We start from the raw sequence: 13,889 nt of genomic DNA, 5'->3' as shown, positions 1-13,889 counted from the left end.
ATGACGCCTCCCAGTATTCCACTCCGGGAGTGGCACGTGGCGGGCGTCACCCGCACGAGCCGAGTTCCGGTTTCCACCTAACCCCGATTGCCGCGCACCGAAAACCGGTGGTGAGTCAAGGAATTCTCCGTGGACGGAATGCCCGCGATGTGATTCCGGTCATTCTTCCGTCTCATTCGGGGCGTGCGTGATCACCGCCACACAACTGGTCCAACGCGTGCAGCAGCACCGGTTCCAACACGTCCATGCCGTCCTTCACCCCGCCCCTGGACCCGGGCAGATTGACCACGAGCATGCGGTGGCCGTCCCGTTCGGCCACCCCCGCCAGTCCGCGCGACAGGATCGCCGTGGGCACGCCCTTCGCCCGGCCCTCCGCGCGCAGCGCCTCGGCGATCCCGGGGATCTCGAAGGACAACAGCGGACGGGTCACCTCGGGGGTCAGGTCCTGCGGCGTGAGCCCGGTGCCTCCGGTCGTGAGCGCGGCGCCCGCCCGCATGTCCAGCGCGCGGTCGAGGGCCTCCGCCACGGGCAGGCCGTCCGGAACCACCCAGGGGCCGACGACCGCGCATCCCAGGGCACGCAGCCGCTCCGCGATCACCGGTCCCGACCGGTCCGGGTACACCCCGGCCGCCGCCCGGTTGGAGGCCGTGACGACCACCACGCTGGGGCCTCCGGCCGGGCGCTCACTCACCGCGCCTCCAGTGCCCCTTCTTGCCGCCGGTCTTCTCCTCGACGCGCACCCGCGTCACCTCCGCCCCGGGATCCAGCGCCTTGACCATGTCGACCAGCCCGAGCGCGGCGGTCATGACGCAGGTCAGCGCCTCCATCTCGACACCCGTGCGGTCGGCCGTGCGTACCGTGGCGGTGATGTCCACGCCGTCGTCGACGACGGTCAGTCCGACGTCGACACCGTGCACGGCGATGGGGTGGCACAGGGGGACGAGGTCGGGCGTGCGCTTGGCCCCCTGGATCCCGGCGATGCGCGCGACCGCCAGCGCGTCGCCTTTGGGCACCCCGCCCCCGCGCAGCGCCGCGACGGTCTCCGGGGTGAGCAGGACGCGACCGGTCGCGGTGGCGGTGCGCGCGCTCACGTCCTTCGCGGAGACGTCGACCATCCGCGCCGCTCCGGACTCGTCCAGGTGGGTGAAACCGGAGGGGTGCTCGGCCCGCTCCGTCCGTGGGGTGTGGCTCATCGGTCGCCTCGTCAGCACTCGAAGGTCGAGCGCGGCCCTGGCCAGGCCGCGGGGGCACGCGGGGGCGTGTCCACCTCGACCGTACGGTACGCCTCGCGAAGCCGGAGCACCCGGCGGCGCGGCGTCTCACCCCTCGGGCAGGCGCATGACCTCCACGACCGCGCCGGCGCGCACTTCGGTCACGTCCTCGGGGACCACCACGAGCGCGTCCGCGTCCGCCAGAGCCGACAGCTGGTGGGAGCCCTGCCGCACGGCGGGCGCCACGGTCGGGCGCGCGTCCCTGCCGTGCGCGGACTCGGTGAGGACGCCGCGCAGGTAGGAGCGGCGCCCGGGCGGCGAGGTCACCGGGGAGGTCAGGGTCGCGCGCGTGGTGGGCAGCGGTCCCGGGTCCAGGCCGCGCAGTTTGCGCAGGACGGGCTGGACGAAGACCTGGAAGGAGACGAACGCGCTCACGGGGTTGCCGGGCAGGGTGAGGATCGGCGTCCCGTCGGGGCCGACCGTCCCGAACCCCTGGGGCTTGCCCGGCTGCATCGCGACCTGTGTGAACTCGACCGTGCCCTGCTGGGTGAGCACCTCCTTGACGACGTCGTAGGCGCCCATGCTCACACCGCCGCTGGTGATGAGGAGATCGGCCCGCGTCAGCAGGCCCTCCAGGGTGTCGAGCACGGTCGCGGCGTCGTCGCCGACGAACCCGTGCCGGTGCACCTCGCACCCCGCGTCGCGCGCGGCGGCCGCGAGCATGAAGCTGTTCGACTCCCAGATCTGGCCGGGGCCGAGCGGGCGGCCGGGCTCGACCAGTTCCTCCCCGGTGGAGAGCACCACGACCCGCGGTCGGGGGAAGACGGAGACGGAGCGGCGGCCGACCGCCGCCAGGACGCCCATCTCCCCCGCGCCGACACGGACGCCCGGGCGCAGCACCTCGGCGCCCTCGCGGACGTCGTCGCCGGCGCGCCGGACGGCGTTGCCCCCCTTGACCGGGCGGTCGAAGCGCGCCGTGGCCGTCCCCCCGTCGGTCCACTCGACCGGCACGACCGCGTCCGCCCCGGTCGGCATGGGCGCGCCGGTCATGATCCGGGCGCACATGCCCGGGGCCACCGCGACCGGGGAGCCGTCACCGGCGGCGATGTCGGCGATGACGGGCAGGCTCACCGGCTCGTCGGCGGTGGCGGAGGACAGGTCGGCGGCGTGCACGGCGTACCCGTCCATCGACGAGTTGTCGAACCCCGGCAGTGACACCGGCGAGGTGACGGCCTCGGCCAGCACGGTCCCGTGCGCCTGGAGCAGGTCGAGCTCGGTCGGTTCGGGTGGCGCGATCAGTCCGAGGACGTCACTGACATGCTGTTCGACGGTCTTCACGGGGGTCCTTCCGGCTCGTGGTCCACGTGGGCGCCCCAGCCGTACCGGCGGGGAACCCACGTCCCATTGTCACCACGACGGCGCCGGGCGCCGCTCAGGCCGTGCCGCCCTCGTGACGGTCGACGAACTCGCGCAGCCAGGGCAGCAGCTCGGCGGCCAGGTCGGGACGGCGGCAGGCGAAGTCGACCACCGTGCGGATGTAGTCGGCCTTGTTTCCGGTGTCGTAGCGGCGGCCCCGGAACAGGACTCCGCGCACCGTTCCGCCGTCCTCGGGCTTGCGGCGGGCGAGTTCGCGCAGGGCGTCGGTCAGCTGGATCTCTCCGCCGCGGCCGGGCGGGGTCTCGTGCAGGACGGGGAAGACCGCCGGGTCGCAGACGTAGCGGCCGATGATCGCCCAACGGCTCGGCGCCTGGTCCGCGGCGGGCTTCTCGACGAGGTCGGTGACGGTGACGACGTCCTCCTCGTCGGTGGGCTCGATACCCGCGCAGCCGTAGAGGGACACCTGCTCGGGCTCGACCTCCATGAGCGCGACCACGCTGCCGCCGTGGCGCTCGCGCACCTCGATCATGCGGCTGAGCAGGCCGGAGTTGTCGATCAGGTCGTCGCCGAGCAGCACGGCGAACGGGTTGTCGCCCACGTGCGCCTCCGCGCACAGCACGGCGTGGCCCAGCCCCCGCGGCTCGCCCTGGCGGACGTAGTGGACCTGCGCCAGGTCACTGGACTCGCGCACCGACCGCAGACGCTCCTCGTCGCCCTTGGCGGCCAGCGCCTCCTCCAGCTCGTAGGCCCGGTCGAAGTGGTCCTCGATCGAGCGCTTGCTGCGACCGGTGATCATCAGGACGTCCCGGAGCTCCGCGGCCACCGCCTCCTCCAGGACGTACTGGATCGCGGGCTTGTCCACGATCGGCAGCATCTCCTTGGGGGTGGCCTTGGTCGCGGGCAGGAACCGGGTGCCCAGGCCCGCCGCGGGCACGACCGCCTTCGTGACGGAGGTGGCGGCGGACCGGGTCCGCGTCTGGTCGGTGTCGGCGCTCATGTCGGCACTCTAGGACAGTCCGCAGGTCACCCGGGGCGTTCACACCCAGGGCGTGTACCAGATGTCCCGACGCTTTCGGACCAATGACGCGAAACCGCCATCCGGTGTTCATCGAGGGTGGTACCGCGTCGCGCCCCGGCGGCCGGCCGGTGCCAGACTGGGGCCATGGACGGTGAGGGCGGGCCGACGGACCGGTCGGACAAGCGGGCACTGCGGCGGCGGATCCTGGCGGCGCGCCGCGAGCGCGGAACGGACGAACGCGACCGCGTGGGTTCGGCGGTCCGCGACACCCTCATGGAGCTGCCGTGGCTGGCCATGGGCGGGACGGTGGCCTGCTACTACTCCGTCGGCGGTGAGCCCGACACCCGCAAGCTCGTGACGGCGCTGTGGAAGCGGGGCGCCTACGTGCTGCTGCCGGTCTTCCTGCCGGGCGGCGACCTGGACTGGGCGGCCTTCGACGGCCCGGACAGCCTGGCCCCGGCCGGGCGCGGGCTGGTCGAACCCACCGGCCACCGCTACGGGACCGGGGCGCTGGCCAGGGCGGACGCGGTGATCTGCCCGGCACTGGCCGTGGACCGCGCAGGGATGCGGCTGGGACGCGGCGCGGGGTGCTACGACCGGGCGCTCGCGTACAAGGGACCGCACACGCCGTCGATCGCGGTGGTCCACGACGAGGAGTTCGTGGCGTCGGTGCCGAGCGAGCCGCACGACCGGCCGGTGGACGCCGTGGTCACGCCCGGCGGGGGACTGCGGGTGTTCGATCCCGACGCCGCCGTCTGGCCGGCTCCCGGCGGACGCGCGAACCGGACCGACCGGGATTAACCGACCCCCTCGAAGCGTTGTCGCTGGCGGTCGCGCCCGCGGACGCCGACGTCCCGCCCCGGTCCCCACGACGCGTGCATCCGGTCCGAGGCGCTGTCGCGGCCCAGGTCGGCGAGCGATTACTATTTAGCAGTCAACGGGCGAGAGTGCCAGTCAGAGGAGGACACGAACAGTGCCTACGTACCAGTACGCGTGCACCGAGTGCGGCGCCCAGATGGAGGTCGTGCAGAGCTTCAGCGACGACTCCCTGACCGTGTGCCCCGAGTGCGAGGGACGTCTGCGCAAGGTCTACTCCGCCGTGGGCATCGTGTTCAAGGGTTCGGGCTTCTACCGCACCGACAGCGGCACGTCCTCCAAGAGCTCCACGCTGACCGGCTCCAACTCCGCCGAGAGCAAGAGCGGCGGGTCGGGTGACTCCTCGTCCTCCGACTCCGCGAAGAGCTCCTCCGGCGACTCCGGGTCGTCCAGCTCCTCCGCCGGGAGCACGGCGAGCAGCGCTTCCAGCGCCCCCGCCGCGGCCAGCTGATCCGCCGCGGCCGTTGACGGTCGAGCGCCGCCGACCTCCGGCGGCGCACCGTCGCCTCCGGCGCGCATCCACCCTGTGGACAACCGCCGCGGCGCCGTTCCGGCGCCTAGCGTGGTGACATGGCCTCCCTTCCCGCCCGCCCCCACCGGCACCGCCACGCGCTCACCCGACTGATCGACCGGCACCGGCGCGTCCTCGCCGCGCTGCTCGCCGCCGTCGCGCTGCTCACCGCGACCCTTCTCGTGCGTCCCCCGCCGACCGCCACCACGGCGGTGCTCGTCGCCGCCCACGACCTCGACCCCGCGCGTCCTCTGGCCGAGCGGGACCTGCTCCGCCGCGACCTGCCCGGCCACGCCGTCCCGAGCGGGGCCCTCGCCCCCGGGACCGGATGGGACGGAGCGCTGCTCAACGCCCCCGTCCGCCGCGGCGAGGTGATCACCGACGCCCGCCTGGCCGACCCTCCCGCCCGCGCCTACGGCCCCGACCTGGTCGCGGCCCCGGTCCGTGTGGCCGACCCCGGCTCGGTGGACCTGCTGTCCCCGGGCAGCCGCGTGGACGTGCTGGCCGCCACCGGGCCCGGCGACCCCCACCGCCCGCGCGCCAGACCGGCGGAGGAGGTGGCCACCGACCGGCCGGTCCTCGCCGTACCGGAGGAGGACACCCGGAGCGGGGAGGGCGGAGCGCTGCTGCTCATCGCCGCCACCCCCGACGAGGCCAGGGCCCTGGCCGGGCACGCGGCCGCCTCGCGGCTGTCCATCACCATTCGCGGTTGACCGCACACCAGTCGTGGTGAATGCTGGCCGGGCTCCACACCGGGCTTCCCGCCTGGGAGGACACGTACCTGACGGCACGAGACACGTAGGGCAGTTCCATGGACGGCTTCAAGAAGTTCCTGCTTCAGGGGAACCTGGTGCAGCTGGCGGTCGCGGTCGTGATCGGCGCGGTCTTCGCCAACCTCGTCACCGCGTTCACCGAAGGGTTCATCACCCCGCTGATCGGGATCTTCGGCGGGATCCCCACCTTCGACGAGCTCTACTTCGAGATCAACGGCAGCCGGTTCATGTACGGCGCGTTCGTCGACGCGCTGATCTCGTTCCTGCTCACGGCCGCGATCCTGTACTTCTTCGTGGTGATGCCGGTCGGCAAGCTCCTGGAGAGGTTCGACGAGGCCGAGGAGGCCACCACCCGGGCGTGCCCGTACTGCTTCGGCGACGTCCCGAAGAAGGCCACCCGGTGCGGCCAGTGCACCAGCGAACTCACCCCGGAGACGGTCTGACCGCTCCGCCGGGGGCGGCCGGGCGCCGCCCCCGTCCGGTTCCGGTCGCCGTGCGGCCGGGTGCGGTGCGCGGGCCGACGCCGGGCGAACGGTCGCGCAGCGGGGCGGCGGCGGTCAGCGGGTGTACTCCCAGTGCCAGGGCTCGAACGGGCTCGACTTGGCCCACGCGGGGTGCACCCAGCCGAAGTCGGGTCCGTTCTCGTTCATCCAGTTCCACCGCTCGGACCGGTAGTTCTGGATGCCGCAGCCGAGGTCGAGGGCCTGGCCCAGACCGTGGTTGCTGGTTCCCGGCACGGCGGCGTAGCCCGGCGGCACCTCGCGGTACACCCGGTACTGGTTCGGCAGGTCTCGGTAGGCGCTGGTGAGACACATGTTCTCGCCGTACTGCTCCACGTACCGCATGTTGAGCTCGAAGAAGTCGGCGGCGGCGTCGGCGCGCAGGAACTTGTCGTCGTAGAGGGCGCACAGAGCGGACTGCGGCAACTGTCCGTTGGGGTAGCCGTCCGCGTCCGACGCGCGGCTCGCGTCGCAGTCGGCCTGGTTCATGTACGTACCGGGGTCCAGCCCCAGGCGCTCCAGCTCCTCCATGAGCCGGTTGGTGCTCTCCTCGGCCTGGTCGCGCAGGTCGTCGACCTCGGCGGCGAGCTCCACCTGCTCCAGCTGCGTGGTGGTCTGCAACTCCTGCGCCTGGCTCGCCAGCTGGACCTGCTCCTCGCGCAGGTCGGTCGCGTCCTGGATGAGCGCCTGGTTGTCCTCGGCGATCTTGGCCGCGTAGGACTGCGTCTGGAGGTCCTCCTCCAGCGAACCCGTGGCGAGCATCGCGAGGATGCCGCCGCCCGGCTGCTGGTACAGCGTGCTGGCCAGCTGTGCGAGCGGTTCGCGCATCTCCCGGAGCTCGACCTCGGTCTGCTGGAGCTCGTGGAGGACGTCGACCAGTTCCTCCTGGGCGTCGTCCACCGCCTCCTGGCGTTCGACGTACTCGCCGGTGGCCGCCTCCAGGGCCTCCGTCGCCGCCTCGTTCTGCTCGCGGAGCTGCGCCAGGTCGGTCTCCTGCGCGGACGCCGGAGCAGCCGCGCCGACGGCTCCGGAAACGGCCAGGACCGAGACGGCCACCACGAGCGTCAGAGCCCTCAGGAGCCCGTGACGCCGCCCACGGAGGCACTCCGCGAGGGCGGCCGGTGCCCCGTTCCCCGATACGCGGAACCCCCGCCGCGCCGAATCAGCAGTGAACGGCACGAATGATCCTCCGCCTGCATGTCGTCGAACACCTAACGTGGCCGCATCGCAACGTACTACATGTCCACATGCGGACACACGAGGCCGAACGGCCGGGCCGCGGCCGTCCGGACCGGCTTTCCCGGTCCCCCATGGCCGCCCGCTCCGACGTTCGGCGTCATCCCTGGTCATCGCGGTGGACGGCGGCGCCCCGCCGCTTCCGCCATGGCGAAAGGGGGGCATACGCGGTCAGACCGCAACAGGCGACGTGAACAACATCACACCGCCACCAGGACAACCAATCGTAGAGCAGCGTACTGCGCCCGGCGTCCAGAGTCCCCGAGTCAGGCCGCCAGAAGGCCGACCGACACCCCACGCACTCCCATCCTGGGTTAGGCTTGGCCCAGCGGCGAGGGAACCGATACCTCCCCACCGCACCCATGGCTCCATAGCTCAGGGGATAGAGCACCGCTCTCCTAAAGCGGGTGTCGCAGGTTCGAATCCTGCTGGGGCCGCCACACGTGACCCGCCGCCGGGTCACGCCCGGCAGGAGCGCCTGGTCGCGGTACTCATCGCGGGCCACGGCGCTCTACGCGTCCGCGGGACTCCTCGGGCGGCGCGGCCCCTCTTCGGCCACGGTGTCGCGGTCGCAGATCCCGCGAGCCCGCCGCCTCCCGGAACAGACACGCGCAGGCCTGGGTGCTCTGCCGGTGCGCGGGCCACAGGGCGTGCCGGGGATCGTCGGGCCACACGGTCTGGCGAGCGTTCTCCCGACCGACCGCCGACCCCGAACCGATCGGCGCCTGGATCCGCTCGCGCGTGGCCGGACCCTCCCGGCGCGGCCCTCCGATCCACCGCGACCCGCACGCTCCGGTCGGCGAGGCGCTCCCGGGCCCCCACCACCCACGTGACCCATGGGGGACAAACCACCATAAACAGGGCATTACGTAGGGGAGAGGCGGGCACCGACCAGAGATCCGCCGAACCCGGGGACGAGCAGCCATGACGCAGCATCTCGCCAGTGAGAGCCCTCCCGACAACGCGCTCGCCAGGATGCGCACGACGGTGGCCACCATCGACGGGCGCGGAGTCCTGACCGGGTGGAGCGAGGGGGCCAGGGACCTGCTCGGCTACCCCGGCGAGGAGGTGCTGGGGCGTTCGGCGACCGCGCTGCTCACCGAGGACAGCCCCCGCGTGGACGGTCGGCTCCTGGAGCGGAAACCGACCTGGATGGGCCGGGTGGTGCTGCGGCACCGCGACGGCCACCGGGTGGAGGGGGAACTGCTGGCGAACCGCCGCATGACCCCGGAGGGGACCGGCTGGATCCTCGTCTGGAACGCGGTACGCCGCGTGTGCGCGGTCGACACGGTGGTGGCGTGGGGCTTCGACCAGGCGCCCTGCCTCCTGGCCGTCCTCGACACCGACCTGCGCGTGCTGCGGGCGAACGCGGACATGGAGCGCGCCGTCGGCCTGACCGCCGACCAGATGCGCGGACTGCGCGCGCCCGAATGCCTTCCGCACCCCGAGACCGAGAAGTACGAACTCCTCATGCGCCGCGTGCTGGAGACCGGAGAACGGCTGCAGCGGGACAGCGTCATGCGGGTCCCGGGCGAGGAGCGCACCCACGCCTGGCGGATCACCGTCGCCCCGGTCCGGGACGAGATCGGGCGGATCCGCGGCGTGTGCTTCGCCGCGCGGGACACCACCGAGGAGGTCGCCTCCCGCCGACGGCTGCTGCTCCTCAACGAGGCCGGACTGCGGATCGGCACCACCCTCGACGTGACCCGCACCGCCGACGAGCTCGCGGAGGTCGGCACGGACCACTTCGCCGACTTCGTCGTCGTCGACCTGTTGGACAGCGTCCTGCGCGGCGAGGACATCGAGCGGGCCCCCTCGGGCGACCAGATGGTCTTCCGCCGGGTCGCCCAGCGCTCCGTGCTGCCGGGCTGCCCCGAGGCGGTGGTCACGGTCGGAACCGTGCACAGCTACGGCAGGGACGCACCGGCGGGTCACGCGCTGACCGACGGCCGGGCGGTGCTCCAGCGCTTCGACGAGGCCACGCTGCGGCTGTGGGAGAGGACCGACCCGGAACGGGCCCGCTCCACCCGGGACCACGGGGTCAACTCCGTGCTCATCGTGCCGCTGTGCGCCCGTGGCGTCCCCCTCGGCCTGGCCTTCTTCTGCCGCCACCGCACGCCGGAGCCCTTCGACGACCAGGACCTCCGGCTGGCCGAGGAACTCGCCACCCGTGCGGCGGTGTACGTCGACAACGCCCGCCGCTACACCCACGAACGGGCCACCGCGCTCGCTCTCCAACACAGCCTGCTCCCCCGCCACGCACCCCCGCTGACGGCCGTGGAGGTCGCCACGCGGTACCTGCCCGCCAGCTCCCGCGCCGGAATCGGCGGCGACTGGTTCGACGTCATCCCGCTGTCCGGGGCGCGTGTCGCACTGGTGGTGGGCGATGTGGTCGGCCACGGTCTGCACGCCTCCGCCACCATGGGACGGCTGCGGATGGCGGTGCGCACGCTCGCCGATGTGGACCTGCCCCCCGACGAACTGCTCACCCAGCTCGACGACCTCGTGCTCTGCCTGGAGCAGGAGGAGACGGAGGACGGCGCCGAGCCGCGGCCGGGCGGCACGGTGATGGGCGCCACCTGCCTGTACGCGGTCTACGACCCCGTGTCACGCCGCTGCTCCATGGCCGGGGCCGGGCACCCCCCGCCCGTCCTCACCACTCCGGAGGGCGAGGCCGACCTCCTCGACCTGCCCACGGGTCCCCCGCTGGGTCTGGGCGGCCTGCCCTTCGAGGTCGCGGACTTCGAGCTTCCGGAGCGGAGTCTGCTCACCCTCTACACGAACGGCCTGATCGAGACCCGGGAACGCGACCTGGGCGATGCGCTCGACCAGCTCCGCAGCGTCCTCTCCCGTCCCGACCGGGCGCTGGAGGAGACGTGCGACATGGCTCTGAGCACCCTGTCGCCCGACCGCCGCGTCGACGACGTCGCGCTCCTCGTTGCCCGCACCCGGGCCATGGACGCCGACCAGGTCGCGACGTGGGACGTGCCGAACGACCCCGCGGCCGTCCCCCGGATCCGCCAGTCGGTCTGCGACCGCCTGGCCACCTGGGGCCTGGAGGGGGTGGCCTTCATCGTCGAACTCGTCGTCAGCGAACTGGTCACCAACGCCATCCGCTACGGCCGCCCGCCCGTCCGGCTGCGGCTGATCCGCGACACCTCGCTCGTCTGCGAGGTGAGCGACGCCAGCGCCACCGCGCCCCACCTGCGGCGCGCTCGCGTCTTCGACGAAGGCGGCCGCGGCCTGTTCATCGTCGCCCAGCTCACCCAGCGCTGGGGGTGCCGCCACGAGCGCGAGCGCAAGACGATCTGGGCGGAGACCCCCCTCCGGGCCGCCTTCCCGTGAGGGGGCCGTGCGGCGCGGCGCCGGGCCACGCGGGAGGGACACCGATCTTCACCCGCCCCACCGTGTCGCCATGACACGGCCCGGCTCCTGCCCGATCATGGCCACCAGGAACAACCGTCACGCCGGTCCGCCGACCGGCCGAGAGCTCTCCGGAGGGCCGCGACCACCATGCCGAACGCGGACCAGTCGCACGACGACGGACGGCCCAGGACCCACCAGCGCGGCGCCTCCGAGTCCGCGATCGCCTCCGTCCTGCACCGCGACCCGCACCCCGGCCCGCAGCACTGGGGCGGTCCCCGCCCCCGCCGGGCCGAGCGCGACCCCTTCCGTCTGCCCCGCCCCGCCGTCCCGCGCCCGACGACCTGACGTCCGCGGACCCGACCGGGCCCGCGACCCGCTCAGCGCGCCGAGGCGTCCGCCCCGCCGGGCTCAGAGGAACGGCCGCCAAGGAGCCAGGACCAGCTCGCCGAACTTGGCCGCGAAGGGACGGCTCCGCCACTCCTCCATCGTCAGCTCGCGCGCGTTGGTGAGGTCGTTGGCGAAGACCTCCTCCAGGTGCTTGGCGACGCCCTCGTCGAAGATCTCGACGTTGATCTCGTAGTTCCCGGTCAGGCTCAGGCGGTCCACGTTGGCCGTGCCGATCGTGCTCCACCTGCCGTCGACGGTCGCCGTCTTGGCGTGCACCATGGCGCCCTGGTAGAGCCACAGCCGCACCCCGCCGCGGAGCAGCGCCGTGTACTGCCCCCTGGCCATCCAGTCCGCCATCACGTGGTTGGAGGCCTCCGGGACGAGCACGTTGACGTCCACGCCGCGCGCGGCAGCGTCCGTCAGGGCCCTCAGCAGCTCCCGGTCGGGGATGAAGTAGGCCTGGGTGAACAGCACCCGGTCCTTGGACCGGTCGATCGCCTCCAGGAACATCGCCCGGATCGGGTAGATGAGCTGCTCGGGCACGTTTCGGTGCACCCGCAGCCGCGCGTCCCACCCGGTCTGACCGATGTGGTCGAGCCGGGGGTGGTGTTCGCCCCGGTTCGTGTTCCAGAAGTCGACGAAGGCGTTCTCCAGCTCCCACGTCGCCGGTCCGGACACCCGCAGGTGCGTGTCCCGCCACTCCGTCGCGTACAGCGAGCCCACGTTGTACCCGCCGACGAAGCCGGTCTCCCCGTCCACCGTGAGGATCTTGCGGTGGTCGCGGCCGGACTTGCGCACGTTGAGCAGCAGGACCCCCGGGCGGAACGCCGGGTAGCGCAGCACGCACACGTCCGGCGGGAAGTCGAAGAAGGAGCGCGGCACGACGAGGTTGGCGAAGCCGTCGTAGATGACGAACACCTCGACGCCCCGGTCGGCCGCCTCGATCAGCGCGCGCTTGAACTCCCGGCCCACCCGGTCGTCCTTGAAGATGAACGACTCGAACAGCACCCGCCGCCGTGCCCCGCGGATGGCGGCGAGCATGTCCTCGTAGACGTCCTCGCCGTAGGTGTAGACCTTGGCCGTGGTGTCCCCGAGCGGCAGCTCCATGGGCGCGGTCCGCGGGAAGCGCGCCCGGTGCGGACGCACGCGTTTGCGCCACAGGTTCACCCCGACGACCGCGGCGGCCACCGCCGCCTGGGTCGCCAGGAGCCCCGCGAGCCCCCACTTGGCCGCGGACACCAGGGTCGAGCGTCGCACTGTCGCCTCCAGAACGGATCACGCGCCGGACCGGGCCCGGTCGGCCCCGGGCTCGGCCTGCCCGGCCTCACCGTTTCCCGCGCGAGGTGGACGTCAACCGTATCCCGCGCGCGTCACGACGGTTCGTACCCCGGCCCGTGTCCTCGCGTCAGCACCGCCCGCGCAGGCGGCAGACCAGGAGTTCGGTGGTCGGACTCTCGCGCCGCCGCCGCACCAGACGGCGCTCCAGCGGGTAGAGGGCCGCACCGGCCGCCCACCCGGTCGGCGCGGTGACCGTCGCGGCGCGCAGGGCGCCGCCCCACAGCTTGCGCCACGGCAGGGAGGCGTCCACCTGGGCGTTCATGAGAACGAGCAGGGGCACGCGGCGGATCACGTCGAACCCGGCCTTGTCGGCGGTTCCGGCGATCCACTCCAGGGTCCGGTTGACCTGGTGCTCCCCCCGCTGCTCGGGGCGTTGCAGGCAGTTCTCGGAGATGACCAGGTGCCCGCCGGGCCGCACGACCCGGGCGAACTCCGCCAGGGCGCGCGCGTAGCGGTCGTCGTCGGTGATGTGGAAGAGGACGTCCATGCACGAGACGGCGTCGAAGGAGTCGGCGTCGAACGCGTCCAGTCCGGAGACGTCCTGGCGGACGAACCGGTGGTCCGGGAAGCGCCCGCGCAGCCGTGCCACGGCCGCGTCGGTCATGTCGCAGCCGGTGATGTCGCCCGCGCCGAGCCGCTCCCACAGCCGCACGTAGAAACCGGTGCCGCTGCCCGCGTCGAGGACGCTGCGCCCCCGCGGGACGAGGCGGCCGACCTCGCGGAGGAAGACCTCCTCCCGCACGCGGTACATCCACCGGTTGAAGGGGCGCCCGAGCGCCCGGTACCCGACGCCGCTCTCGGTCCAGTCGCCTTCGAGCCGGCGCTCCCAGAAGTCGCGGAGTTCGCTGTGCCTAGCCATGTACACACTGTCACACCGAGGGCGGCGTCCTGTCCGAACGCAGCGCCGTGCGGGCCCGGAAACCCCCTGGGCCGCCGCCGAGGCGACGCGTCCCTGTCACCGAGGCCTGGTAGATATGTCGCACACACGACACGCCCGCGTGAACAGGACACCCATGAGCTTCCCCGACCCGATCGCCGAGCGCGCGGGACGCCCCGTGGTCGAGTCCCCCTCATACGCCGAGGCGGGCGGGGACGCCGACACCGACCGGGACCTGCTCCTGGAGATCGCCGACCGGCCGCCGGACCCGCGTTCCCCCTACTTCGGCGACGACGCCGAGGACTCCGAGGTCTCCTGGACCGGGCAGACCGGTGCCGCCCCGCTGCCGGCCGCCTTCCCGCACCGGGCCGAACTCACCGTCCGCGGCGGCGCCCCCCGGTTCTTCGGCCACTCCGCCT

Annotated in this window: 14 protein-coding genes and 1 tRNA gene; 7 read left to right on the top strand and 8 right to left on the bottom strand. The window is 72.9% G+C overall.

All coding sequences use genetic code 11. The annotated features are described in order from the left end of the window. Positions 1-172: 172 nt before the first annotated feature. The 4 genes from ACIBFB_RS24435 to galU all read right to left on the bottom strand — a co-directional run bounded on the left by ACIBFB_RS24435 (position 173) and on the right by galU (position 3,585). Positions 173-691: a molybdenum cofactor biosynthesis protein B gene (locus ACIBFB_RS24435; RefSeq protein ID WP_397233945.1), complete on the bottom strand. Its 519-nt coding sequence runs from the start codon at positions 689-691 to the stop codon at positions 173-175. Next, positions 684-1,193: a cyclic pyranopterin monophosphate synthase MoaC gene (gene moaC, locus ACIBFB_RS24430; protein WP_397233943.1), complete on the bottom strand. Its 510-nt coding sequence runs from the start codon at positions 1,191-1,193 to the stop codon at positions 684-686. The genes ACIBFB_RS24435 and moaC overlap by 8 nt, the downstream gene beginning before the upstream one ends. Positions 1,194-1,319: 126 nt before the next feature. Next, on the bottom strand, positions 1,320-2,549 hold the full coding sequence (gene glp, locus ACIBFB_RS24425) for a gephyrin-like molybdotransferase Glp (RefSeq protein WP_397233941.1): 1,230 nt from the start codon (positions 2,547-2,549) through the stop codon (positions 1,320-1,322). Positions 2,550-2,643: 94 nt separating this feature from the next. Further along, positions 2,644-3,585 (bottom strand): UTP--glucose-1-phosphate uridylyltransferase GalU, encoded by a 942-nt coding sequence (gene galU / locus ACIBFB_RS24420; protein ID WP_397233939.1) that lies wholly within the window; start codon positions 3,583-3,585, stop codon positions 2,644-2,646. Between the two features lie 165 nt (positions 3,586-3,750). On the opposite strand from galU, the gene ACIBFB_RS24415 reads away from it, so the two are divergent. The 4 genes from ACIBFB_RS24415 (at position 3,751) to ACIBFB_RS24400 (ending at position 6,209) form a co-directional block, all read left to right on the top strand. Then, a complete protein-coding gene (locus ACIBFB_RS24415) occupies positions 3,751-4,407 on the top strand; it encodes a 5-formyltetrahydrofolate cyclo-ligase (RefSeq protein WP_397233937.1) in 657 nt (218 codons plus the stop codon). Positions 4,408-4,579: 172 nt separating this feature from the next. Beyond that, complete coding sequence (locus ACIBFB_RS24410) at positions 4,580-4,933, top strand: FmdB family zinc ribbon protein (protein WP_397233935.1); 354 nt, start codon at positions 4,580-4,582, stop codon at positions 4,931-4,933. Between the two features lie 119 nt (positions 4,934-5,052). After that, entirely contained in the window at positions 5,053-5,706 is a 654-nt protein-coding gene (locus tag ACIBFB_RS24405; RefSeq protein WP_397233933.1) for a Flp pilus assembly protein CpaB, read from the top strand. A 98-nt stretch (positions 5,707-5,804) separates the two neighbouring features. Next, the gene (locus tag ACIBFB_RS24400) at positions 5,805-6,209 is read left to right on the top strand and encodes an MscL family protein (protein ID WP_397233931.1); all 405 of its coding nucleotides are present in this window, start codon (positions 5,805-5,807) and stop codon (positions 6,207-6,209) included. A gap of 114 nt (positions 6,210-6,323) precedes the next feature. Here ACIBFB_RS24400 and ACIBFB_RS24395 read toward each other — a convergent pair whose 3' ends face one another. Continuing rightward, on the bottom strand, positions 6,324-7,445 hold the full coding sequence (locus ACIBFB_RS24395; RefSeq protein WP_397233929.1) for a D-alanyl-D-alanine carboxypeptidase family protein: 1,122 nt from the start codon (positions 7,443-7,445) through the stop codon (positions 6,324-6,326). A gap of 421 nt (positions 7,446-7,866) precedes the next feature. Here ACIBFB_RS24395 and ACIBFB_RS24390 point away from each other — a divergent pair. The 3 genes from ACIBFB_RS24390 (at position 7,867) to ACIBFB_RS24380 (ending at position 11,213) form a co-directional block, all read left to right on the top strand. Next, positions 7,867-7,942: transfer RNA gene (locus ACIBFB_RS24390), tRNA-Arg, on the top strand. Between the two features lie 484 nt (positions 7,943-8,426). After that, positions 8,427-10,847, top strand: coding sequence for a SpoIIE family protein phosphatase (locus tag ACIBFB_RS24385; RefSeq protein WP_397233927.1), 2,421 nt, complete (start codon positions 8,427-8,429; stop codon positions 10,845-10,847). Positions 10,848-11,015: 168 nt separating this feature from the next. Then, positions 11,016-11,213 (top strand): calcium-binding protein, encoded by a 198-nt coding sequence (locus ACIBFB_RS24380; protein WP_397233925.1) that lies wholly within the window; start codon positions 11,016-11,018, stop codon positions 11,211-11,213. A gap of 63 nt (positions 11,214-11,276) precedes the next feature. Here ACIBFB_RS24380 and ACIBFB_RS24375 read toward each other — a convergent pair whose 3' ends face one another. The 3 genes from ACIBFB_RS24375 to ACIBFB_RS24365 form a co-directional block, all read right to left on the bottom strand. After that, positions 11,277-12,512, bottom strand: coding sequence for a phosphatidylserine/phosphatidylglycerophosphate/cardiolipin synthase family protein (locus tag ACIBFB_RS24375; RefSeq protein ID WP_397233923.1), 1,236 nt, complete (start codon positions 12,510-12,512; stop codon positions 11,277-11,279). Positions 12,513-12,660: 148 nt separating this feature from the next. Continuing rightward, the gene (locus ACIBFB_RS24370; protein ID WP_397233921.1) at positions 12,661-13,452 is read right to left on the bottom strand and encodes a class I SAM-dependent methyltransferase; all 792 of its coding nucleotides are present in this window, start codon (positions 13,450-13,452) and stop codon (positions 12,661-12,663) included. A gap of 211 nt (positions 13,453-13,663) precedes the next feature. Continuing rightward, complete coding sequence (locus ACIBFB_RS24365) at positions 13,664-13,882, bottom strand: hypothetical protein (protein WP_397233919.1); 219 nt, start codon at positions 13,880-13,882, stop codon at positions 13,664-13,666. Positions 13,883-13,889: the final 7 nt, after the last annotated feature.

Origin of the sequence: Nocardiopsis sp. NPDC050513 (assembly GCF_044457925.1) — a bacterium.
Lineage (GTDB): Bacteria > Actinomycetota > Actinomycetes > Streptosporangiales > Streptosporangiaceae > Nocardiopsis.
This window is presented reverse-complemented; position numbering and strand designations above follow the sequence as displayed.

What these genes read in the sequence shown, in the direction of transcription:
- ACIBFB_RS24405 (WP_397233933.1), top strand. Translation starts at nt 5,053, where the DNA reads ATGGCCTCCCTTCCCGCCCGCCCCCACCGGCACCGCCACGCGCTCACC.
- ACIBFB_RS24400 (WP_397233931.1), top strand. Translation starts at nt 5,805, where the DNA reads ATGGACGGCTTCAAGAAGTTCCTGCTTCAGGGGAACCTGGTGCAGCTG.
- ACIBFB_RS24385 (WP_397233927.1), top strand. Translation starts at nt 8,427, where the DNA reads ATGACGCAGCATCTCGCCAGTGAGAGCCCTCCCGACAACGCGCTCGCC.
- ACIBFB_RS24370 (WP_397233921.1), bottom strand. Translation starts at nt 13,452, where the DNA reads ATGGCTAGGCACAGCGAACTCCGCGACTTCTGGGAGCGCCGGCTCGAA.
- ACIBFB_RS24415 (WP_397233937.1), top strand. Translation starts at nt 3,751, where the DNA reads ATGGACGGTGAGGGCGGGCCGACGGACCGGTCGGACAAGCGGGCACTG.
- ACIBFB_RS24380 (WP_397233925.1), top strand. Translation starts at nt 11,016, where the DNA reads ATGCCGAACGCGGACCAGTCGCACGACGACGGACGGCCCAGGACCCAC.
- moaC (WP_397233943.1), bottom strand. Translation starts at nt 1,193, where the DNA reads ATGAGCCACACCCCACGGACGGAGCGGGCCGAGCACCCCTCCGGTTTC.
- galU (WP_397233939.1), bottom strand. Translation starts at nt 3,585, where the DNA reads ATGAGCGCCGACACCGACCAGACGCGGACCCGGTCCGCCGCCACCTCC.